At 34.0% G+C, this 23,076-nt stretch carries 19 protein-coding genes; 10 read left to right on the forward strand and 9 right to left on the reverse strand.

Going from position 1 to position 23,076, the window contains the following annotated elements:
• Nucleotides 1–79 precede the first annotated feature (79 nt).
• Nucleotides 80–3,415 carry a preprotein translocase subunit SecA gene (secA, locus tag PI23P_RS11610; RefSeq protein ID WP_004571064.1) on the forward strand — a complete coding sequence of 1,112 codons (3,336 nt, stop codon included), beginning with the start codon at nt 80–82 and terminating at the stop codon, nt 3,413–3,415.
• A gap of 78 nt (nt 3,416–3,493) precedes the next feature.
• On the opposite strand, the gene folE is transcribed toward secA, so the two are convergent.
• The 6 genes from folE to nadC all read right to left on the reverse strand — a co-directional run bounded on the left by folE (nt 3,494) and on the right by nadC (nt 8,742).
• Nucleotides 3,494–4,180 carry a GTP cyclohydrolase I FolE gene (gene folE, locus PI23P_RS11615; protein ID WP_004571065.1) on the reverse strand — a complete coding sequence of 229 codons (687 nt, stop codon included), beginning with the start codon at nt 4,178–4,180 and terminating at the stop codon, nt 3,494–3,496.
• 165 nt (nt 4,181–4,345) lie between these two features.
• Nucleotides 4,346–5,710 (reverse strand): histidine--tRNA ligase, encoded by a 1,365-nt coding sequence (hisS, locus tag PI23P_RS11620; protein ID WP_004571066.1) that lies wholly within the window; start codon nt 5,708–5,710, stop codon nt 4,346–4,348.
• A 108-nt stretch (nt 5,711–5,818) separates the two neighbouring features.
• Nucleotides 5,819–6,760 (reverse strand): YihY/virulence factor BrkB family protein, encoded by a 942-nt coding sequence (locus PI23P_RS11625; RefSeq protein ID WP_004571067.1) that lies wholly within the window; start codon nt 6,758–6,760, stop codon nt 5,819–5,821.
• A 39-nt stretch (nt 6,761–6,799) separates the two neighbouring features.
• Complete coding sequence (locus tag PI23P_RS11630; RefSeq protein WP_004571068.1) at nt 6,800–7,279, reverse strand: hypothetical protein; 480 nt, start codon at nt 7,277–7,279, stop codon at nt 6,800–6,802.
• Nucleotides 7,276–7,848 (reverse strand): pentapeptide repeat-containing protein, encoded by a 573-nt coding sequence (locus tag PI23P_RS11635; protein ID WP_004571069.1) that lies wholly within the window; start codon nt 7,846–7,848, stop codon nt 7,276–7,278. Before PI23P_RS11635 ends, PI23P_RS11630 begins: the two co-directional genes overlap by 4 nt.
• A 36-nt stretch (nt 7,849–7,884) precedes the next feature.
• Nucleotides 7,885–8,742 carry a carboxylating nicotinate-nucleotide diphosphorylase gene (gene nadC / locus PI23P_RS11640; protein ID WP_004571070.1) on the reverse strand — a complete coding sequence of 286 codons (858 nt, stop codon included), beginning with the start codon at nt 8,740–8,742 and terminating at the stop codon, nt 7,885–7,887.
• A 167-nt stretch (nt 8,743–8,909) separates the two neighbouring features.
• Between nadC and rlmH the strand changes: the two genes are divergently transcribed.
• Nucleotides 8,910–9,383 (forward strand): 23S rRNA (pseudouridine(1915)-N(3))-methyltransferase RlmH, encoded by a 474-nt coding sequence (gene rlmH / locus PI23P_RS11645; protein WP_004571072.1) that lies wholly within the window; start codon nt 8,910–8,912, stop codon nt 9,381–9,383.
• Here rlmH and PI23P_RS11650 read toward each other — a convergent pair.
• Nucleotides 9,346–10,464, reverse strand: coding sequence for a helix-turn-helix domain-containing protein (locus PI23P_RS11650; RefSeq protein ID WP_018942500.1), 1,119 nt, complete (start codon nt 10,462–10,464; stop codon nt 9,346–9,348). The two genes, rlmH and PI23P_RS11650, sit on opposite strands and share 38 nt — an antisense overlap.
• Nucleotides 10,465–11,125: 661 nt before the next feature.
• Here PI23P_RS11650 and PI23P_RS11655 point away from each other — a divergent pair.
• From PI23P_RS11655 to PI23P_RS11670, 4 genes are all read left to right on the forward strand, one after another.
• Complete coding sequence (locus PI23P_RS11655) at nt 11,126–11,707, forward strand: non-canonical purine NTP diphosphatase (protein ID WP_004571074.1); 582 nt, start codon at nt 11,126–11,128, stop codon at nt 11,705–11,707.
• Between the two features lie 83 nt (nt 11,708–11,790).
• Nucleotides 11,791–12,819 (forward strand): iron chelate uptake ABC transporter family permease subunit, encoded by a 1,029-nt coding sequence (locus PI23P_RS11660; protein ID WP_004571075.1) that lies wholly within the window; start codon nt 11,791–11,793, stop codon nt 12,817–12,819.
• A complete protein-coding gene (locus tag PI23P_RS11665) occupies nt 12,819–13,616 on the forward strand; it encodes an ABC transporter ATP-binding protein (protein WP_004571076.1) in 798 nt (265 codons plus the stop codon). The genes PI23P_RS11660 and PI23P_RS11665 overlap by 1 nt, the downstream gene beginning before the upstream one ends.
• 64 nt (nt 13,617–13,680) lie before the next feature.
• On the forward strand, nt 13,681–14,733 hold the full coding sequence (locus tag PI23P_RS11670; protein ID WP_004571077.1) for a M28 family metallopeptidase: 1,053 nt from the start codon (nt 13,681–13,683) through the stop codon (nt 14,731–14,733).
• Nucleotides 14,734–14,797: 64 nt separating this feature from the next.
• On the opposite strand, the gene msrA is transcribed toward PI23P_RS11670, so the two are convergent.
• Complete coding sequence (msrA, locus tag PI23P_RS11675) at nt 14,798–15,460, reverse strand: peptide-methionine (S)-S-oxide reductase MsrA (protein ID WP_004571078.1); 663 nt, start codon at nt 15,458–15,460, stop codon at nt 14,798–14,800.
• A 311-nt stretch (nt 15,461–15,771) separates the two neighbouring features.
• Here msrA and PI23P_RS11680 point away from each other — a divergent pair, with 311 nt between their 5' ends.
• The gene (locus PI23P_RS11680) at nt 15,772–17,499 is read left to right on the forward strand and encodes a DNA polymerase III subunit gamma/tau (RefSeq protein WP_004571079.1); all 1,728 of its coding nucleotides are present in this window, start codon (nt 15,772–15,774) and stop codon (nt 17,497–17,499) included.
• Here PI23P_RS11680 and PI23P_RS11685 read toward each other — a convergent pair.
• On the reverse strand, nt 17,475–19,319 hold the full coding sequence (locus tag PI23P_RS11685; protein WP_004571080.1) for a cation:proton antiporter: 1,845 nt from the start codon (nt 19,317–19,319) through the stop codon (nt 17,475–17,477). The genes PI23P_RS11680 and PI23P_RS11685 overlap by 25 nt on opposite strands.
• A gap of 127 nt (nt 19,320–19,446) precedes the next feature.
• Between PI23P_RS11685 and PI23P_RS11690 the strand changes: the two genes are divergently transcribed.
• Genes PI23P_RS11690 through PI23P_RS11700 form a run of 3 tightly spaced genes read left to right on the forward strand, consistent with a single transcriptional unit; the run spans nt 19,447 to nt 23,054 of the window.
• Entirely contained in the window at nt 19,447–20,280 is an 834-nt protein-coding gene (locus tag PI23P_RS11690) for a universal stress protein (protein WP_018942499.1), read from the forward strand.
• Nucleotides 20,281–22,479 carry a SulP family inorganic anion transporter gene (locus tag PI23P_RS11695; protein WP_004571082.1) on the forward strand — a complete coding sequence of 733 codons (2,199 nt, stop codon included), beginning with the start codon at nt 20,281–20,283 and terminating at the stop codon, nt 22,477–22,479. It begins immediately after the preceding gene.
• Entirely contained in the window at nt 22,473–23,054 is a 582-nt protein-coding gene (locus PI23P_RS11700; RefSeq protein WP_004571083.1) for a tRNA-(ms[2]io[6]A)-hydroxylase, read from the forward strand. Before PI23P_RS11695 ends, PI23P_RS11700 begins: the two co-directional genes overlap by 7 nt.
• The last annotated feature ends 22 nt before the right edge of the window (nt 23,055–23,076 follow it).

Genomic DNA, 23,076 nt, shown 5'->3' on the forward strand with positions numbered 1-23,076 from the left:
TTTTTATGAGGTAGCTAAAACTCTGTAATGCAAGTAAATAATTCGGCGATCTTTTATCGCCACTAAAGATAAATAGAAAATGAATGTTTTAAATTCAGTAATCAAACTTTTTGTGGGTGACAAACAACAAAAAGATTTAAAAATTTTACAACCGATAGTGACCGATGTCAATGCATTTGAGGCTGCAATTTCTAAACTTTCTCACGATGCATTGAGGGCAAAAACTATTGAGTTTAAAGCAAGGATTAAAGTAGCTACAAAAGAATTTGACACTAATATTGAAGCCTTGGAGAAAGAGGCTACCACCGCAAATATCGACAGGCAGGAAGCTATTTATGCAGAAATTGACCGTCTAAAAGATGAAGCTTACAAAGTTTCTGAAGATGCATTGCTACAAATTATGCCAGAAGCTTTTGCAGTAGTAAAAGAAACCGCAAAACGTTTTGTTGAAAACAAAGAAATTGAAGTAACCGCAACTGCTTTTGACAGAACATTGTCAGGGGAACGGGAGCATGTACTCCTCCAAAATGACAAAGCGTTATGGTTAAATTCTTGGGATGCTGCTGGGAAACCAGTTACTTGGGATATGGTGCATTACGATGTACAATTAATCGGTGGTTCTGTTTTGCATCAAGGGAAAATTGCAGAAATGATGACTGGTGAAGGAAAAACATTAGTTTCAACCCTACCCGTATATCTAAACGCTTTAACAGGAAATGGGGTGCATTTAGTCACCGTAAATGACTATCTAGCGAAACGTGACAAAGCTTGGATGGGTCCCATTTTTGAATTTCATGGTTTTACGACCGACTGTATCGATTATCACCAACCAAACTCAGACGCAAGAAGAAAAGCATACAATGCCGATATCACCTATGGAACGAATAATGAATTCGGATTTGATTATTTACGTGATAATATGGCAAGCTCCAAAGATGATTTAGTACAAAGAGCACCAAATTATGCCATTATTGACGAAGTTGATTCAGTATTAATTGATGACGCTAGAACTCCTTTGATTATCTCAGGCCCCGTTCCACAGGGAGACAGACATGAATTTAATGAACTAAAGCCACTTGTAAGTGATATCGTTGGAATTCAAAGTAAATATTTACTTGGAGTCTTAGCAGATGCAAAAAAAATAATTGCAAGTGGGGATACAAAAGAAGGGGGCTTTCAACTGTTAAGAGTCTATAGAGGTCTGCCAAAAAACAAAGCTTTGATAAAGTTTTTATCTCTTGAAGGAATGAAACAAATTCTTCAAAAAACAGAAAACTACTACATGGCAGACAATAATAAATTAATGCCCGAAGTAGACGAAACCTTGTGGTTTGTGATCGAGGAAAAAAATAATCAAATTGATTTAACAGACAAAGGAATTGCACACTTATCAGAAAAGACAGACAATGATAACTTTTTTATATTGCCAGATATCGGTGTAAAATTTGGAGAAATTGATACTTCAGAAATGTTACCCGAAGAAAAGTCAAAACAAAAAGAAGAATTGTACAAAGACTTTAATATTAAAAGTGAGCGCATCCACACCATGAATCAACTCTTGAAAGCATATACTGTTTTTGAAAAAGATGTTGAATACGTGGTAATGGAAAATAAAGTAATGATTGTTGACGAACAGACGGGTCGTATTATGGATGGTCGTCGTTATTCTGATGGACTGCACCAAGCAATTGAGGCGAAAGAAAATGTTAAGATTGAAGACGCTACACAGACCTTTGCAACGGTAACACTGCAAAATTACTTTAGAATGTATCGCAAACTTTCTGGAATGACAGGAACTGCGGTTACAGAAGCGGGTGAATTATGGGAAATTTATAAATTAGATGTCGTAGAAATCCCAACGAACAGACCCATACAAAGAGATGACAAAGAAGATTTAGTCTATAAAACTGCCCGAGAAAAATACAATGCAGTAATCGAAGACATTGTAATTTTAGTAGAGCAAAAGCGTCCTGTTCTGGTAGGAACAACCTCTGTTGAAATATCTGAATTACTGGGAAGAATGCTTCAAATGCGAAAAATTCCACACAATATCTTAAACGCGAAGCTTCACAAACGTGAAGCAAATGTTGTTGCAGAAGCAGGAAAGCCCGGTGTAGTGACTATCGCAACAAACATGGCAGGTCGTGGTACTGATATTAAACTAACCAAAGAAGTGAAAGAAGTGGGTGGTTTGGCAATTATAGGTACTGAAAGACACGACTCTAGACGTGTAGACAGACAACTTAGAGGACGAGCTGGTAGACAAGGTGATGTTGGATCAACACAATTCTACGTTGCTTTAGATGACAACCTGATGCGTCTTTTTGGATCAGACAGAATTGCCAAAATGATGGATAGAATGGGGTTAAAAGAAGGAGAGGTAATTCAACACTCTATGATCTCTAAATCTATTGAAAGAGCTCAAAAGAAAGTTGAAGAAAATAACTTTGGAATTCGTAAACGCTTGTTAGAGTACGACGATATTATGAACGCTCAAAGAGAGTTTGTTTATAAACGAAGGAAAAATGCTTTAGATGGAAAACGTTTGCAAGTTGACATTGCAAACATGATTTATGAGACTTGTGCTTCTATTATTAACAGTAACAAACCCGCTAAAGATTTTCAAAATTTCGAGTTTGAACTGATTAAGTTTTCTTCCATGACTTCTCCTTTCTCAGAAGAAGAATTTGAGAAATTATCAGAAAATGAATTAATAGACAAGTTATATGATATCATTGCGGTACACTACAAAAACAAAATTGAAAGAAATGCCGTTTTAGCATACCCAGTAATTAAAGATGTTTTCGAAAACGAAGGAGATAAATATGAGCGCATTGTTGTACCTTTTACAGACGGTGTTAAATCTTTGCAAGTAGTTACCAACTTAAAAGAAGCTTATGAAACGGAAGGTAAAAGTTTAGTAACAGACTTTGAAAAAAATATTACACTTGCTATTATAGATGAAAACTGGAAAGAGCACCTGCGTAAAATGGATGAGTTAAAGAATTCTGTTCAAAACGCCTCTTATGAGCAGAAAGATCCCTTATTAGTTTATAAATTTGAAGCTTTTGAATTGTTTAAAAAGACCGTAGATGAGATTAACAAAGAAGTATTGTCTTTCTTATTCAAAGGAGAATTGCCAGCGCAATCAAACCAAATTTCTGAAGCAAGAAACCAAAGAAAAGAAAGTTTAAATACAAGTAAAGCAGCTGTTCAAAACTCAACTGAGCAATCAATTTCAAAAGCTAGACAGCAATCTGAACCTGTTGAAACAATGGTGCGAGAGCAACCAAAAATTGGCAGAAATGAGCGAATTACGATAAAAAATGTGATGAGTGGTGAGCAAAAAGAAGTGAAATTTAAACAAGCCATTCCGCTAATAGAAAAAGGAGAATGGGTTTTGGTAAATAATTAAATTAGATCCGCCATTAGTTTTCATAAAAAAACCGTTTAGACATTCTAAACGGTTTTTTTATATCTTAAATTTTATATCTTAAAAAATTGTAGGCATTTGTAAATATTGCAAAAACTCCTTCTTGGTTTCTTTTTCTTTGAACTTACCACCAAACTCTGAGGTTACTGTAGAGCTTTCAATGTCTTTAATCCCCCGAGAATTTACACACAAATGTTTTGCATCAATTACACAGGCAACATCTTTTGTACCTAAAGCTTCTTGCATTGCTTGCACAATTTGCATCGTTAAGCGCTCTTGCACTTGTGGCCTTTTTGAATAATATTCCACAATTCTATTCATTTTAGAAAGACCAATTACTTTACCGCTCGAGATATAAGCGACATGCGCTCTTCCAATAATTGGCAACAAATGGTGCTCACAAGTAGAATATACCACGATATTTTTTTCCACCAACATTTCACCATAATTATAGTTGTTGTCAAACGTAGAAGCTTTCGGCATATTTTTAGGATCTAATCCCATAAACATTTCATTAATGAACGCCTTCGCAACTCTTTTGGGAGTCCCCTGAATACTGTCATCCGTTAAATCCATTCCTAAAGTGTGTAAAATATCCTGTACACTCTTTTCAATTTTTGCTATTTTTTCTTCGTTAGAAATATCAAAAGCATCTGACCGTATCGGATTTTTTGCCGATGTTGCCACATGATTTTCTCCTAACTCGTCAATCCTATCGTCATTCATTTTGCTGTTCAATTCAAACATTTCGTTCTTAATTAGTATGCAAATTTACGTTTTTGCGACGTACTATTTTACCTTTTGTATCAATTATCGTGATACTTCTATAAATATCATTTCAACCTCCAAAGCCAAATACTGGAAACCTACCTCTATATTTAGCCGTGCAACCTCAAAATTACAATACTTTTCCTATTTTAATTTTTCTATTAATGCTCTTAAATCGCATGCCTCTTGTTCACCTGTGCCCATATTCTTTAGGGTATACATATCGTTTGAAATTTCAGAAACCACAAAAGCTATTTCTCTACTTGCAACATATTTCCACTGTCGCTTTTGTTGCTTATTACTTGTTCCAAGATCTGGATAAAGTTCACTTTTCACACCTTGCTTTCTCAATTCTTTTAATGCTTTCATTTTCATGATATCCGAAGTAGCGTCAAAATTTAGGAAAATTACCTTTGGAGTAGGCAAATCAACTGTTTTGAACAAACCTAACTCCTCTAAAACAAGGTAAATCCTATCCAAACCAAAAGAAACTCCCACACCAGAAACTTCTTTTAAACCAAAGATCCCTGTTAAATCGTCATATCTTCCGCCTCCTCCAATAGATCCCATTTTTACACTTTTTGGCGCAGCTACCTCAAAAATTGCTCCTGTATAATAATTTAGCCCCCTTGCTAAGGTGACATCTACTTCTAAACTGGCTGTTTCTAAACCTAACTGAGCAATGGTGTCAATTACAAACCGCAACTCTTCCACCCCTTTTATTCCCTCTTCAGAAGTTTCTAGCATGGAATGTAAAGAAGATAATTTCTCACTATTAGATCCAGAGAAATCAAACAAAGGCTGCACTTTCTCAATAGCCTCGTTCGTAATTCCTTTCGACAGCATTTCTGTTACAACACCTTCTTTTCCAATTTTGTCTAGCTTATCTAAGGCAACCGTAAAATCAATTAATTTATCTTGAGCACCTATAACTTCGGCAATTCCAGATAGTATTTTTCGATTGTTTATTTTAATCAAGGTTCCCACCAAGCCAAGCTTGGTAAAAACAGTGTCATATAATTGAATAAAATCTACTTCTTGCCATAAAGAGGGGCTTCCTACAACATCTGCGTCACATTGAACAAACTCTCTAAAACGACCTCTTTGTGGTCTGTCTGCTCTCCAGACAGGTTGAATTTGATACCTTTTAAAAGGAAAGGTAATTTCATTTTGATGCTGGACTACATACCGCGCAAATGGCACTGTTAGATCATATCTCAGCGCTTTTTCCGAGATTTGCGAAGTAAGTTTTAAGCTGTCTTTTTTTGACAACACTATTTCCTCAGCTTTCGCTAAATAGTCGCCTGAATTTAATATTTTAAAAATTAAGCGGTCCCCTTCCTCACCGTATTTACCCATTAGCGTCGCTGAGTTTTCAAAACTTGGTGTTTCTATCGGCTGAAATCCAAAAGTTTCGAAAGCCATTTTAATGGCGTTCATAATGTAACTGCGATTGGCTACTTCGATAGGTGAAAAATCTCTGGTTCCTTTTGGAATACTTGGTTTCATTACTTTTTTTTTAGTTCTTAGCTAGTAGCTTTTAGTAATATCACTTAAAACCAGTTACTTAAAAATACACCTTTAAAAAATGCATTTACAAATATCGTGAAAAAGTTGTTATTTTATAAGAGTTCTATCAGTTTTATTTCTACCTCTTAAAGCATAAATAGCAGCATTAAGTTCAAAGCCTAATAACAATATGATAGCGTTCAACCAAATAAACAGCATCAATATTAAAAGGGTTCCTATAGAACCGTACAACTCATTATATTTTGCGAATTCTGTCACGTAATATCCAAACAAGTAAAATGTTAAAATTGATAGAATTGTGGTAAAAACAGCTCCAGGAGAGAAAAACCCAGACTGTTTTCCTTCCTTAACACCGTAATGGTATAACATAGAAACTGTTAAGTGGAGCATTATTAAAAAGATCAAACCCCGACCAAGTTGAAGCCAAATTAAATTGTCGTTCAACCACCCTAAAGAAACCATATCTAACAAAAATAAATCAAAGAATATAATTAAAGTAATCGCTACAATCACAAAAATTACAATGACAACCGACACTAACATTGCTATGAAGTAAGCTTTAAAGATATTCCTTGCCTCTTTTATATGGTATGAATACTCAAAACCACCAAAAATAGCATTCACGCCATTTGACATCAAAAAGATAGAACCTATAAAACCAAAAGATAATAAACCGCCATATTGGTTTTTAATAATATCCAATAAAACCGCATGCACCGCGTCAAAAGTTTTCGGAGGTAGGACGTCTGAAATGATAGACAACAAGCCCTCTTGCGCTCCTTCAATTGGTAAAAATGGAATTAAGGTAAGTACAAATAATAAAAACGGGAAAATTGCCATGAAAAAACTGTAGGCAATGCCACCAGCTCTTGTGCTTAGAGCTCCTTCGACAATGCCTATAAAGTACATTTCTAAAATGTCATACAAAGACATCCCTTCCATTCCTGGAACTTTTATTCTCTTTCCTGATTTTACAAAAACATTTACAATAGGCACTTTTGACAGCCTGTGTTCTATTTCTTTAGTCATGGTCGTTTTATCTCCGAGCTTTTCCTGCTAGTTGAGGAGTTACTCCGTTCTTACACTGTTTAAACTTCTAAAAAGCCTCTTAAAATTATACTCTTCTATTTTTGGCAACATCTCTTCTTTTGTAAAAATAAAATTTTCACCAAAACCTAAGCTGGCAAAAAGTCCATAATCTTTATTAAACACTAAAGTAACTGCGGTATCTTGAACTGTTTCTTCTTGATATATTGTAAACACATAATTGTCAAAACGATACTTCATTCTGGTCGATATGAACGTTCTAGATTTAAATTTCAACATTTCTTTATCCGCTAAATAACGATACGTATTTGGTAATACCGAATCCTTAGCCGAGGTGTATTCATAAAGCATTAAAGAGTCCTTTTCCCGTGTATTTAAAATAAAGTTTTCTGCTACACGTGCTTCTAATGAATACTTATAAATTGAAAACTTTGTTTCTTTGCTAGCGCAAGAGTACCAAAATAATATGAATCCTAAAAAATAAAATTTCGTGTATTTCATTCTATAATAATTTGATAGTTTGACAATAAACCTTCAATACTATTTCTACTAAATTTAGCCTTCTGTAGTCTGTTTTTTGATGGATTAATCATAAAATTCTTTGCCGTTCTAAAATTTGCTTTCTCTAAATTTGAATCCTCAAAAATTGCTCCTCTTAAATCACAGTCTTCAAAAACAGTTTTGCTTGCATCTGTTTCTGTAAAATCTACTTGCTCTAAATTACAAGATATAAAAGATGTGTTTGATATTTTTAACTGATAAAAAGATGAAAAATTTAGCTGACATTCTTTAAAAAAAAATTGTAAAAGAAAGGTGTTTGCTTCGTGAAATTGGACTCCAATCATTTTACACCCAATAAAAGTTACATTTTTAAAACCACTGTCATTTAGACTCGCATTGCTAAAATTACAGTCTAAAAATTGGCATTCTAAAAATTGAAAATTTGAGACATGCGTGTTTTGAAAATTACAATTTATAAAAGTACAATTATCATATTCGCCTTTTTCAATACTTACTTTCGTGAAGTCTACTTTTAAATATTCAATGCTATTAAAATAATTATCATTCATAATTTCTTTAAAAATTAATTTATCTACAGTAAATAGTTATACTGCTTTTAAACTCAAATCAATATTAGAAACGGCATGTGTTAGTGCTCCTGAGGAGATAAAATCAACACCACAATCTGCATATTTTCTAATAGTCTTTTCATTAATACCACCAGAGGACTCCGTCAAACAAGAGGTTCCAATTAAAGCAACCGCACTTCTGGTGTCCTTATAATTAAAGTTGTCTATTAGAATTCTATATACTCCCTTATTCTCAAGAATCTCCTTCACTTCTTCGAGACTTCTTGCTTCGACAATTATCTTAATATCAATTTTCTTTTCAATTAAATATTTCTTAGCCTTTGTAATTGCTGCAGTAACTCCTCCAGCAAAATCAATATGATTGTCTTTAATCATCATCATATCATAAAGTGCAAATCTATGGTTTACACCTCCTCCAATTTTTACCGCCCATTTTTCGATTGCTCTCACTCCAGGTGTTGTTTTCCGAGTATCTAAAACCTTGGTTTTTGTTCCCTTTAATAGACTGGTGAAAAACGCAGTTTTTGTGGCAATTGCCGACATCCTTTGCATGGCATTTAAGACTAATCGTTCTGCCATAAGAATGGATTGCGATCTACCAGAAACAATAAAAACAACATCACCATAGGTCACTCTCTCACCGTCCTGAATAAAAGTCTCTACTATCAAGTCTGCATCCACAAATGAAAAAACTTGTTTTGCAAATTCAACTCCCGCAATAATACCTTCATCTTTTACAAGTAATTTGGCCTTCCCCTTAGCTCCTTTCGGAATACAAGAAAGTGATGTGTGATCACCATCTCCGATATCTTCTCTAATTGCGTTGGCAATAATAAGATCTAATTCCTTTTCAAACTGTTCCTTTGATATCATATTTTGCGAATTCTACTGTAAAAATAACAATGATTTTTAACTTTTTATGACTTCTGTGTAATTTATACTTTAAAACTAATAAATTTGTGGAAATACTCATACCTGCTAGCGCGCATCTAAACGATAATTTTAACAAAGTCTCCACTGCGAAAAACCACCTATTTATTATGAAAATAAAACTTTTAGTTATTGGAAAAACAGATCACAAAAGCTTGCTTCAGTTAATTGAAGAATATAAGAATCGTTTAAAACACTACATAAAATTCGAGATAGAGACAATTCCTGATATTAAAAACGTCAAAAATTTAAGTGAAATTCAGCAAAAAGAAAAGGAGGGCACTTTGATTTTATCCAAATTACAAAATACAGACCAACTAGTTCTGCTAGACGACAAGGGAAAACACTATAGCTCTGTTGAATTTTCAGAATATCTGCAGAAAAAAATGAACGCAGGTATTAAGCAACTCGTATTCGTTATTGGTGGACCTTATGGTTTTTCTGATGACGTATATAAAAAAGCAAATGAAAAAATGTCTCTGTCTAAAATGACTTTTTCACATCAAATGATTCGTCTTTTTATTATCGAACAACTGTATCGTGGATTTACGATTTTAAAGAATGAACCTTATCACCACGACTAAAGGATTTCAAATCTTTTTTCACTTTCACATATTCTTGAGGTGCATAATTGGTGATTTTCTTAAAAGCTGTAAAAAAAGGATTGTAAGAGGCAAATCCGGTAGTATATGCCAATGATTCTAAAGTTTCTGTGTTTAAAAAACTTCCTTCAATTAGCCCAATAGCGTCTTGTATCCTACTATTCATTCGGAATTCAGAAAAAGATAAATTAGAGTGATACTTAAATAAGAACACAATATGGCTTTTCGGAATACCGATGTCCGCTGCAATATCGCTTTGTGATGCTTTTTGATTGCGAAAAAACAAAGATTTCGTACTTAACTTATTAACTTCCTGTATGTAATCTGAAATCTGATCCTTTATATTTTCTTGTAAAACTCTGTCTTGCGCATTCTTTACACTACTGGACACTTTGATCCAATTATTATCATTTACAATAGCTTCTATATTCTTTAGTGCAGAAGAATGAAACTTTGACAACGTTTTATTAAGCTCCGGTAAACCAAATAATATCTCGGGAGAAACTAAAATTTTCAAGAAACTAAGTAGCCAAAAAACTAATGAAAACAATACTGCTGTTTTACCAGAAAGCTGCACTCCGGTATATGATTCGTTATACACAGAAACAATTACCATACAACCACATAATACATTAATTAAATAAAAAAAAACAGTCCAATTTTTTATCAAGTTGAAATGTTCGTTATTGAAAGTTACCCCTTTTCGAAACCATACTTTGTTTTTTAAAAGATTGAACGTCAGTATTAAATAAAAAAATATGTGCATAGTGATAAAAATAGCATTGGTCATCTCGCCAAAGTAAAAGAGAAAACTTTGTTTTAAAAAGTCATTTGTATTTATAGTAAATAAAAAAAGTAGGAAAGAAAGGTGTTTTAAGTCTTCAAGATCATATCTCTTATTCTGTAATATTAAGTTTTTATAATACAGATAAGCACTGGGGATAATTATTAAATATAGTATTGAAGATACACCCGCAGTTGGCTCTAATATCGATTGAAAACCAACACCATACGTACCATGAACAAAAAATCGGAAAGAAATAATTCCAATATTTAATATCAAATAAAAATTACAAAAAGGATTAGAGCGGTAAACCCTTATCATTAAAAAAAAGGTTATGAACCCAACAATGCTTGTCACTAAAAATAAAAAGGATTCTAACAAATTTTATAAATTACAATTAGGAAGTAAAAGTAATAAAATTATCGTAAAAACACCATTAGATCTTACTGATTACATTAAACTCTTACTGATTAGGTTAAAATAATGTCAATCTAATAGGTTTATGCACAAAAGATGTTTGGTTTTTTATTAAGTTTGTTAGACAAATTAAATAGGAAAGAAAAAATAAAATACCTGTTGATGTTGATTATTCAATTTTGGTGGTAAAGTAATTATTTGTTTTTTGGGGAAAATATAATTAAGGGCTTTTAAATCTTTTTGAATATAGTTGACAGGTTATTTTTAAACTAATAATTTTTAGACGACACAACCAAGTCTTCCATTAGCTTCTAATTAAGCAGCTCTAATAACAGAACTTGAACACAAGACCTACTACCTCAAAAAAATTTTCTTCTTTCTGAGTGACAAAGTTTCTTAACACCTAAAATATATTTTCAGAATACTACGCTTTACTTCTATTGCTCGTCATTTATTCTCTCAAACGAAAACTTAAGGATACAAGATAGAAAGAGTTACATTTACGTAAAACTATATCTTTTTAATGAAATTAGTATTTGCCACAAACAACAGCAATAAATTAAAAGAAGTGCAAGAGATGTTGCCAGAATCAATACAGCTTTTAGGTTTAAAAGACATTAATTGTAAGGAAGAAGTTGAAGAAACATCCACAACCCTTCAAGGAAATGCAATATTAAAAGCATCTTATATTACACAGGTTTTTAAATTGGATTGCTTTGCAGATGATACGGGTTTAGAGGTAGAAAGTTTAGACGGCAAGCCGGGAGTTTATTCTGCTCGATTTGCTGGAACACCGTATAATCCTGAAAACAACATGCAAAAGTTATTAAAAGACCTACAACCTCATAAAAACAGAAAAGCCCAGTTTAGAACGGTTATTTGCCTACATACAAATGGACAAGAATTTTTATTTGAAGGAATTTGTAAAGGTGAAATTTTAATTAAAAAACAAGGAACTAAAGGCTTCGGATATGACCCAATTTTCATTCCAGAAGGATTTACAAAATCTTTTGCAGAAATGGACTCTTTAGAAAAAAACAACATTTCTCACAGAGGAATTGCAATCAAAAAATTAGTCAGTTTTTTGAAGGATAAGTATTCATGAGCCAAGTCATCTTTTTATCCAAAAAATTACCACATTATAAGTAATGGCTAGCAGACTAAATTATTTTTAATGAGCACTAAAAAATGTTAAAACAAACACCTAAAAAAAAATTTCTTCTTTTATTCGTGCTCCTTTTAATTTTAGGCTTATTAAATATAAGCTTGGGCTCGGTGTCCATTCCTTTTTACGATATTTTAGACATATTGACGGGTAATATTAGCATCAAAGAAAGTTGGCTAACCATTATTCTAAATTTTCGCGTACCTAAGGCGATCACAGCAATTTTAGTAGGCTCTGGCTTATCTGTTGCAGGTCTGCTAATGCAGACTTTATTTAGAAACCCTTTAGCTGGCCCTTTTGTTCTGGGTATTTCTTCTGGCGCAAGTTTCGGAGTTGCCTTATTTATTCTAGGAGGTTCTCTTTTTAGTGGTTTCCTTTTAACCAATTCAATTTCCTATTGGTCTCTGCCAATCGCATCTAGTTTGGGTGCCTTTTTTGTCTTATCAGCAGTAATTGTAGCGGCTAATAAAGTAAAAAACACCATGTCTATTTTAATAATAGGACTGATGTTTGGCAGTCTAACTGCAGCTTTAATAAGTATTTTAACTTATTTTAGTGAAGCATCGCAAATTCAACAATTCCTATTTTGGAGTTTTGGAAGTTTAGGGAATCTTTCCTGGAATGAACTCTTCATTTTTTCTTCCATTTACGGAATTTCAATTCTAGCAACATTAACTATAATAAAGCCACTAAACAGCTTGCTTTTGGGTGAAAATTATGCAAAAAGTACCGGAATTAATATCAAAAAAAGCAGAAATATTATTTTGTTAATTACGAGCATCTTAACTGGAGTTATTACTGCTTTCGCCGGACCAATTGCCTTTATAGGACTTGCAGTTCCGCACATTGCAAGAATAATTTTTAGCACTGCCAACCATAAAGTATTAATCCCTGCAGTACTTCTTCTAGGAGCTATTGTGATGCTGATTTGTGACACTATTGCACAATTACCCGCAAGTGAGTTCACCCTCCCAATAAACGCAATTACTTCTTTATTCGGTGCTCCTATTGTTATTTGGCTACTGATTAGAAAGAAAAAACTATTTGTTTAATGATTAAAAACACAAAAAATATCATCCTAAAAACCGATAATCTCACTATCGGATATTCTCAAAAAAAAAGAAATAAAATTGTCTTATCTAAGATAAATATAGCCATCGAAAGCGGAACATTAATCAGTGTTTTAGGAAAAAATGGTATTGGAAAATCAACCCTACTTAGAACACTTTCTAAAGTACAAAAACCTATTTCTGGTTTTGTTTATTTAGACGAACAATCTTTAGACAGCTACTCTGAGAGTGCGCTTTCTAAAAGACTCAGCCTTGTACTCACAGAGCGCTTGCCTGAAAGCCAATTAACCGTTTTTGAATTAATTGCCCTAGGGAGACAACCGTACACAAATTGGATTGATACCTTATCTCGCGTTGATCTAGAAAAAATCGATACTGCCATAAAACAAACAGAAATAACTCATTTAAAAAACGAGCTCTTTTATGAACTAAGCGATGGACAACTACAACGTGTTTTAATCGCAAGAGCTTTGGCACAAGACACTGCCGTAATTATTCTCGATGAGCCGACAGCACATTTAGACATGTACCAAACGATAAATATTTTTACGCTTTTACAAAAACTCGTAAAAGAAACGAATAAGACGATTATTATCTCCTCTCATGAAATTAATTTAGCCTTAAAACTTTCTGATCAAATTATATTAATGACAGAAAACAACCTTCAGTTTGGAACTACAGCCGCATTGGTATCGCAAAATATTTTTGACACTATCTTTCCTGATACACTACTTAAATTTGATAAATCCTTAGAACAGTTTGTAATTAAAAGCTCATAACTTCAAAATAAGAAGAACTTTTTGTTACTTTTGGAAACAGGTAATACCAAAAAAAACTATTAAAATGATAAAAAAAACACTTTACATTGCAAGTGCGCTTACGTTTATGGCGTGTGGATCGGTTAAAAAGACTCCTGAAGAAAATGCACCCTTAGATCAAGCTGCGAAATATGCTGCCTCTATTACCGCTAAAGATTTAGGACAGCACTTATTTATTTATGCCTCAGACGAATTTGAAGGCAGAAACACAGGAGAAGCTGGACAAAAAAAAGCAGTTGAATATTTAAAAAGCTTTTATGTATCAGAAAATATTATCTCTCCTTTAGGGGGTGATGATTATTTTCAAGAAGTGCCTTCAGATTGGTTATCAGAAAATTCTAGAGGCAACTTAAAAGCCTCTGAAAATGTAGTTGCATTTATCAAAGGAAGTGAAAAACCCGATGAAATTGTAGTAATTTCTGCACACCTAGATCACGAGGGTATTAAAAATGGTGAAATTTACAATGGAGCTGATGACGACGGGTCTGGAACCGTGGCAATTTTAGAAATTGCACAAGCTTTTCAAATGGCTGTAAAAGCGGGTAAAGGACCGAAACGTTCTATCTTATTTTTACATGTAACAGGTGAAGAGAAAGGATTACTAGGCTCAAAGTATTATACTGATGTAGCACCTTTATTCCCATTAGTTAATACTGTTTGCGATTTGAATATTGATATGATTGGTAGAATTGACAGCCGTCATAAAAAAGATCCTAATTTTGTCTACTTAATAGGTTCAGACAAATTAAGCACAGAGCTACACAATATCTCTGAGGCTGTGAATAAAAAATACATGAACATCAATTTAGATTATAAATACAATGATGAAAATGATCCTAATAAATTTTACTATCGATCAGATCATTATAATTTTGCTAAAAACAATGTGCCAATTATTTTCTATTTTAATGGCACACACGCAGATTATCATCAACCTTCCGATACTCCAGATAAAATTAATTACTCCCTTTTAGAAAATAGAACTCGCTTGGTATTTCATACAGCGTGGGAAGTTGCGAATATGGAGAAAAGAATTGTTGCAGACAAGGCAGTTGTAAAAGAAGCGCCTTCTAAATAAAACTTTTTTATTTAAATAAAAAAACCAAGCTTTCGCTTGGTTTTTTTTTATTTAAAGAATCGACTTAATGTTTCTCACTTTTTAAAAGTCCTGGAAACTTCTTTTTAAACTTGTTTAGGCGAGGCACCGAAACTGCTTTTACATACCCTTGGTTTGGATTTTTTCGCTCAAAGTCTTGATGATAATCTTCTGCTTTATAAAATTTAGTAAATGCTGTAACCTCTGTTGCAATCTTACTTTTATAGACAGTCTTGCTTAATGAATTAATTACTTCCTCTATAATCTTCTTTTCTTTTGCGGTTTTATAAAAAGCAATGGAGCGATATTGCGTGCCGTAATCAGGATCTTGCCCGTTGACCGTTGTTGGATCATGAGAACCAAAGAAAACAGTTACCAATGTCTCAAAACTTACTTTTTTAGGATTATAATATACCGCTACAGTTTCTGCATGCCCTGTTTTCCCAGTCCCTATTTTCTTGTACGTTGGATTTAATGTTTCACCTCCTGCATATCCGGACACCGCTTCCTCTACTCCAGTTAAACTTTCGAAAATAGCCTCTACACACCAAAAACATCCGCTTGCAAAATAAGCTACTTGTGTGCTCTCTCGTGGAACAAACTCATGCGTTGCAGTCCCTTTTTTAGAATCTTTTTTATCCGCAAATCCGAAGCAAGAAACCAATACAACAAAGCCAAATACGACTAAAACTCCTTTTAAAATTTTCATTTTTATTTATTTATTTATTTATTTAGAAAGACACTAATGATTGAACAGCATCCCCAAAAACCTTTTTCAGGATTTATAATGTCGTTTAACAAATATTCTCCTTACAATTGCTTTGCAAAATTACATATCTTTTTACCGTTGTTTACAACTTTAGCATTTTGTTAAGAATCCTTTTTGTTTTCAAAGCCTCAGATAGTTATTTTTGCAATGCTAATTTAGAGAACAATTGTATTTTTAAATTATTCTGCTTGCATAGATTTAAATCTCTCTGCTACACTCATATAAATAATCAAAATAGTACGTAATTTTAAATGGAGCATTTTATAGTATCAGCACGTAAATACCGTCCGAAAAATTTTCAGGATGTTGTTGGGCAACAGGCCATCACAAATACGTTAGAAAATGCAATAAAAAACAATCATTTAGCACAGGCATTACTATTTACAGGTCCAAGAGGTGTTGGTAAAACTTCCTGTGCACGAATTTTAGCAAAAAGAATAAATCAACAAGATACAGAAAACTTGGAAGAAGAAGACTTTGCTTTCAATATTTTCGAGTTAGATGCAGCTTCTAACAATTCTGTTGATGATATCCGAAGTTTGACCGATCAAGTTCGCATTCCACCACAAACGGGTAAATACAAGGTATATATTATAGATGAGGTACACATGCTGTCGCAGGCGGCCTTTAATGCGTTTTTAAAAACACTCGAAGAACCACCAGCACACGCAATATTCATTTTAGCCACGACCGAAAAACACAAAATAATTCCCACTATTTTATCTCGCTGTCAAATTTTTGATTTTAAAAGAATTGGTGTTTTAGATGCAAAAAATTACCTGAAAGAAATTAGTGTGAAAGAAAACATCACCGCTGATGATGATGCCTTGCATATAATAGCTCAAAAGGCGGACGGTGCAATGCGAGATGCCCTCTCCATTTTTGACAGAGTTGTTAGTTTTTCGGGAAAGAAGCTTACAAGGGAAGCGGTTACAGAAAACTTAAATGTATTAGATTACGACACGTATTTTGAAATGACAGATTTGCTATTAGACAACAAAATACCCGATGTTTTAAATGCTTTCAACGTGGTCTTAAACAAAGGATTTGAGGGTCATCACTTTATAAATGGGTTGGCAAGTCATTTCAGAGATCTCTTAGTTGCTAAAGACAAAGCTACTTTAGACTTATTAGAAGTGGGTGACAGTGCTAAAAAAAAGTACTTAACACAAGCCACGAGGGCAAGTATCCCTTTCTTACTGCAAGCTATTGAAAAGGCGAACAATTGCGATTTAAATTATCGTGCTTCTAAAAATCAACGCCTCCTGGTAGAACTAAATATCATGCAAATTGCCTCTATCACTTTTGATGGAGAAAAAAAAAAACCAGCTAACTACATAATTCCTGCAACATTTTTTCAGGCACTCTCACCTGCAGCTAAGAAAGGACCAGTTGTCGTTGTCAACAAACCTGAAAAGGAAGCAACTCCTTTAGTTTCCGAGCCACAACAAGAAATTCAAAAAACCGTTGCTGAGCAACTTCCACTAAAAAAACCAGTCCTTAAAAATATTGGTCGCCTGCACACACAACCGGGTAAATATTCCTTAAAGGGATTTAATCAGCAAAAAGAGGTAAAAAAAGCAGTTGTAGAAGAAAATTTTGATCAACATCCAAAAACTAATTTTACAGAAGAAAAACTGCAAGAACTATGGAAAGCTTATGTGCACCTGCTAAACACAAAAGGAGAGCGCAGTATGGCTTCTATTATGGGTACTGATATTCCCTCCTTGGGAGCTGACTTTAAAATTTCGTTTACAGTCCCCAACAAACTAATGGAAGATCAATTCAGAAAAGGAAGACCCCAAATTATGAAGTTTCTTCGAGAGAAGTTAAATAACTATGGAATTTCAATAACCGTGCAGCTAAATGAAGCCATAGAGAAGAAATTTGCTTATACCCCTGAAGAGAAGTACAAAAAACTAAATGAAAAAAATCCACTTTTAGAAAAACTACGTCAAGCTTTTGAACTGGATTTATAAGTATCTCCAATAGTTTTACCGAAATAGGAGAGCGTCAAGTGCTCTTTAATCTCAGATGTATTCTCAAACTCTGAAATTAAATAAATTGCTTTGCCCTTCTGAATAAATAAAGGAATGGATTTTTCTTCTTTAGAAAACATTTTAAAAAGCACTTCATATTCCGTTGCTGATTCAATCTTAATTTCTGTAATCCTAGGATTTTCACGATATGCCTCACTCAAATTAATATAGTCGTCGCTTGGAGTAAAAAAGCTCTTTCGCTCCAAATCGGTAGCTTCCCGAATCTCTTTAGAAGATGCCAACTTATAAGTACCGTGTTCTCCAAAATCTTTAGAAAAACGATCGACGGCGTATGAATTAACCACATCACTCCCTGTTAAAGCGATTAAATAACCTACATCATTCAACTCAATATTATCGGTAAGATCTTCATCGTACACATCTGCTTTAAAAGCCTCTAAACCGTCATTAAGAGCTTGCGCTATAAAGGTGCTGTTCGCATCTATTAAAATTACGCGTTTCCCCTTATCTTTTAAGTATTTTGCAATTAACCGGGCTGGGTTTGAAGCGCCTACAAATAAAATAGAATCTGATGTTTTTAAGAAAACACCTACCATTTTAGCAAATAGTCTTGCCGTTGTGGCATTTAATAAAACCGTTCCTAAAACAATCATAAATACCAAAGGTGTAATATACTCTGCACCTGCTACACCCTGCTTTAATAATTTACTTCCGAATAAAGAAGCAATACCCGCAGCAACAATACCTCTAGGGCCTACCCAACTAATAAATAATTTTTCACGAACATTCAACTTAGATTTATACGTACTTGAAAACACCGCTAAAGGTCGGATTATAAAAACTACCATTGCAAATAATACTATTGTTTTCCATGTATAGAGCAGCATCATTTCCTCAATATTGATGTTTGCAGCTAACAAAATAAATAAAATAGAGATTAATAAGATGCTCAAAGACTCCTTGAAATACAGCAACTCTTTTAAATTTTTCAACTTTCCATTTCCCAAAACCATGCCCATTACTACCACTGCTAACAAACCGGATTCATGCGCAAAAACCTCTGACTCTACAAAAACGAATAAAACAGTAGATAGTGAAGCTACGTTCAGTAAATAATGTGGAATCATTTTCTTGTTGACTGCATACGCTAATGCATGTGCAAATGTAAACCCGAAACTGGTTCCAAATAAAATAATTTTACCAAACTCCATTAAGGCTGTTTTTGTAAAGCCACCTCCACCCCCAACACTAATAAACTCAAAAACTAGTACAGCAACCAAAGCCCCAATTGGATCTATTAGAATACCTTCCCATTTTAAAACGGTAGAGACATCTTTTTTAAGTGGTACATTTCTAAGAATTGGCGTAATAACGGTAGGCCCCGTAACAATAATTAAACCCGAAAAAAGAAAAGAAATTTCCCATCCTAAGTGAAAGACATAATGCGCTACCACACCCGCTCCAAAAAATGTAATCGCAGCACCAAAAGTAATTAATTTGGTGATTACGGGTCCTACGTTCTTAATTTCACTTCTCTTAAGCGTAAGACCTCCCTCAAAAAGTATGATACTAATTGCTAAAGAAACAAAATAATACAAACCATCCCCAGGAAATAAACCTTTGGTTCCATTCCATACTGGTTCGATCCACTTAGAACCATCCTCACTCAAATATGCAGCAGCAATTGGCCCAACCAGTAAACCAATTAGAATTAAAGGTAAAATTGCAGGGATTTTAAATTTCCATGCCACCCACTGAGCTAATATCCCTAAAATGATGATTCCTGATAACTCTAACATCTTACCTATTTTCTTTATGAAAGTAAAACTAAGGATGTTTAATCAAATTAAATATTTAAAATTAGTTTTTTTGTTTCTTATAAAGTTTGGTATCTTGTGCTTATTCGTTCACTTTTAAAGACACGCCTTGCAAAAGATCCATAAAATATTAATCGGTATCGCATTTTCTCCCAATTTAAAACCTAATTTATTCGAAGCAATACGCATCGCAAATATGTTTAATGCCGAATTAATTGGCGTTCATGTAGGTGAAAAAACAGCTCAAAAGGAAACCGATTTAAATCGTATTGTTGCCGAGGCCGATCCATTAAATATCGCACTAAAAACAATATGGCAAAAAGGAGAACCCGTTGCTGTTATTCTAAAAACTGCTGAAGTTGAACGTGCGGACCTGCTTATTTTAGGAGCATTACAAAAAGAAAATTTATTAAAATACTACGTGGGTTCTATCGCACGGAAAATCACGAGAAAAATAGGCTGCTCTATTTTGTTACTTATCAAGCCTTCTATTGAAAGACAAATCTGCAAGCACATTGTTGTGAACGGATTAAAAGACAAAAATACCGCAGAAACTATTCGAACATCTGTCTTATTTTGCACCCACTTACTCTGTAAAAAAATGACGATTGTAGAAGAAATAAGTCAAAGTGAATTGCAAATTCAAGTAAACGATGACAAAAGTTTAAGAAGAGCTACCATAGAAAAAGAGCGTCTAAAAAACAGAGAAGACCAGCGTATCAAAACCATTTTAAAAGGGATTCCTTGTGACGATATCACGATAAAAACACAAAGTATTTTTGGCAGAAGGGGCTACTCCATTGGACACTATGCAAAAGTTAAAAGAGCCGATTTACTAATCATGAATGCACCGCTTAAACTTGGGCTTTTAGACCGCATTTTCCCTCACGATATCGAATATATTTTATCAGAATTACCAACAGATGTTTTAATCGTAAAATAAATGCAAAAAACAACCCCTTTTAAAACATTTTTAGGAGAAATTCCGCAAAACCTTTTTTCTGGATTTGTGGTTTCTTTAATTGCGCTTCCATTAGGCTTAGGACTTGCTTTAGCCTCTGGCGCACCGCCAATTTCTGGGATAATTGCAGCAATAGTTGGTGGAATCGTGGTTTCTTTAATTGGAGGGTCCAAGGTAACAATCACAGGCCCTGGAAATGGGTTGGTTGTTGTAATCCTTTCCGCAATCACCATTTTGGGAGAAGGAAATGCGTATCAAGGGTACTTGTTTACCCTCGCTGCAATTGTTATTTCTGGCGTCCTACTTGTAATCTTGGGTTTTTTAAGGATGGGTGCTTTGGGCGACTTCTTTCCTTCTTCCGCAATACAAGGAATGCTGGCAGCCATTGGCATTGGTATCTTTGCAAAGCAGATCCACGTAATGTTTGGAAACTTAAATGCTAAAGGAAGTATTATTGAACTACTCATCCAAATTCCCGAGGGAATCGTACACTTTGTGAGTACCTCTGACAAAAGTTCGTTTTACGCAGGTTTGGTTGGTATTGTTAGCTTACTGATTATGATTTTTTATAGTAAAATTAGAAATCGATACTTTCAACTCATCCCTGCTCCTATGTGGATTGTAGTTTTAAGTGTAGGATTGTATTATTATTTTGACCTCTTTGCGATTGCCGAATATCCCATCGATAAAAGTTTACTCATTGATTTACCAAATGATGTATTCGCAAATTTTGCGTTTCCTGATTTTGGAAAAATATACAAACTAGAATTTATAGGTGCCGTTATCTCAATTACTTTAATTTCCAGTATCGAAAGTTTGCTAAGTATCAAAGCCGTTGACAAATTAGATCCCTTAAAAAGACGCTCAAACATTAATAAAGACATTAGAGCCCTAGGACTTGCCACCATTATTAGCGGTTTTTTAGGTGGACTGAATGTAGTTACGGTAATCGCTAGAAGCTCTGTAAACGTAAACAATAAAGGAAGTAACAGATCTGCTAACTTTTTCCATGCCCTCTTCTTAGTTGCTTTTATTTTACTCTTTGCTACTGAATTGCGCAAAATTCCGCTGGCTGCACTTGCGGCTATTTTAGTATTTACCGGGTATAAATTAGCAGCTCCAGAGAATATAAAAAAAGTTTTAAAAATTGGATCTGAGCAGTTAATCATATTTACCGTTACTCTCTTTGTAACCATCGCTAGCAATCTTATTTCCGGAATCTTAGCAGGCATCGGTATCACGTTTGTAATTCACATGATAATCAACAAAAATGGTTTGTTATTTATTAAAAATACGTTGAAACCAAATGTTCTTATGTTTACCGAAGATGAAAAGTATTATGTGAGTGTCAAGAATTTTTCTAGCTTTTTAAATTACACAAAATTAAAATCCAAGCTTGATCAAATTCCAGAGACAAAAGAAGCCATTGTAGATTTCTCATTATGTGATTTCGTAGATCACTCTGTGATGGAAAACATGAACAACTACTCTGAAACTTTCGAGAGAAAAGGAGGACACTTCGAAGTAATCGGTTTAGATGATTCTAAACCAGGCAGCGCACATCCCTTTGCGCTTCGTAAAACATTGCCAAAAAACATGTCTTCAAAAGAGGGCATTTTAACAAAAAGGCAAAAATCTATTCAACATATAAGCGAAGAAATGAAATATTCGTATGATGCTTTTTCTGACCTAAAAATAGAAGAATTACCAAGCTTTGGATATTTTAAAATGCGGAAAATTAATAAGATTTCCAATGTCTTAACAAAAAATAACTGCACGTTGTTTGATGTGCAGTTCTCAGAGGGAGAAATGATCGCAAAACAAGTAATTAAAACGACAATGTTTCACATTCAAACTCAAAAAAACCTTCCTAAATTTACCCTAGACAAGGAAGGCGTATTTGAATATCTTTTACATTTCGCTGGATATAAAGACATTGAAATTAAGAAACATCCTGATTTTAACAGACGCTTTTATTTATCCGGAAAAAAAGAAGAAAAAATTAGAGCATTTTTCACAGATGAACTAATTTTGTTTTTAGAAAGTAATAGACAATATCACATAGAAGCTACAAATACAGGTCTTTTAATTCTTAGTAAAGAGCGGTTAGCCAGTGTAAACGAAATCAAAGCCCTTGCCTACTTTGGCGCTGGTTTGCAAAAAATTATAGAAAAATGTTAGGACTACAATTTGAAACTACCACTTCGTGGGCAGACATCGCCAAAGTAAATTTAGAACAAATATTAACAGATCATGCTTTTTTAGAGCAAAAGGCAGCTTCAAATGCCGTTTCTATTATTATCAATTACTCTGAGGAAACGGAATTGGTAAAGGAAATGAGCAATATCGCAATTGAAGAAATGCAACACTTTAAAATGGTTCATCTTTTAATGGTTAAAAGAGGCATGGTTCTCGGAAGGGAGCAAAAAAACGATTACGCCATTCGACTGCAAAAATTCTTTACGAAAACAAACGACCGCACAAATGCACTTGTACAACGCTTACTTGTTGCTGCACTTATCGAAGCGCGAAGTTGCGAGCGTTTTAAGGTGTTTTCAGAAAATATGGAAGATGAAGAATTGTCGAAATTTTATAAAAATTTAATGATTTCTGAAGCCAACCACTATACCACCTTCTTACAGCTTGCAAGAACATACCAAGACAGGGCTGTTGTTGACGAAAAGTGGAGTGCCCTATTAATATTTGAAGGGGAGATGATGCGCGAACGTGGAAATCTTGCTAAAATTCATGGGTAATCCAAAACACACTTCGATATAG

Origin of the sequence: Polaribacter irgensii 23-P (assembly GCF_000153225.1) — a bacterium.
Taxonomy (GTDB): domain Bacteria; phylum Bacteroidota; class Bacteroidia; order Flavobacteriales; family Flavobacteriaceae; genus Polaribacter; species Polaribacter irgensii.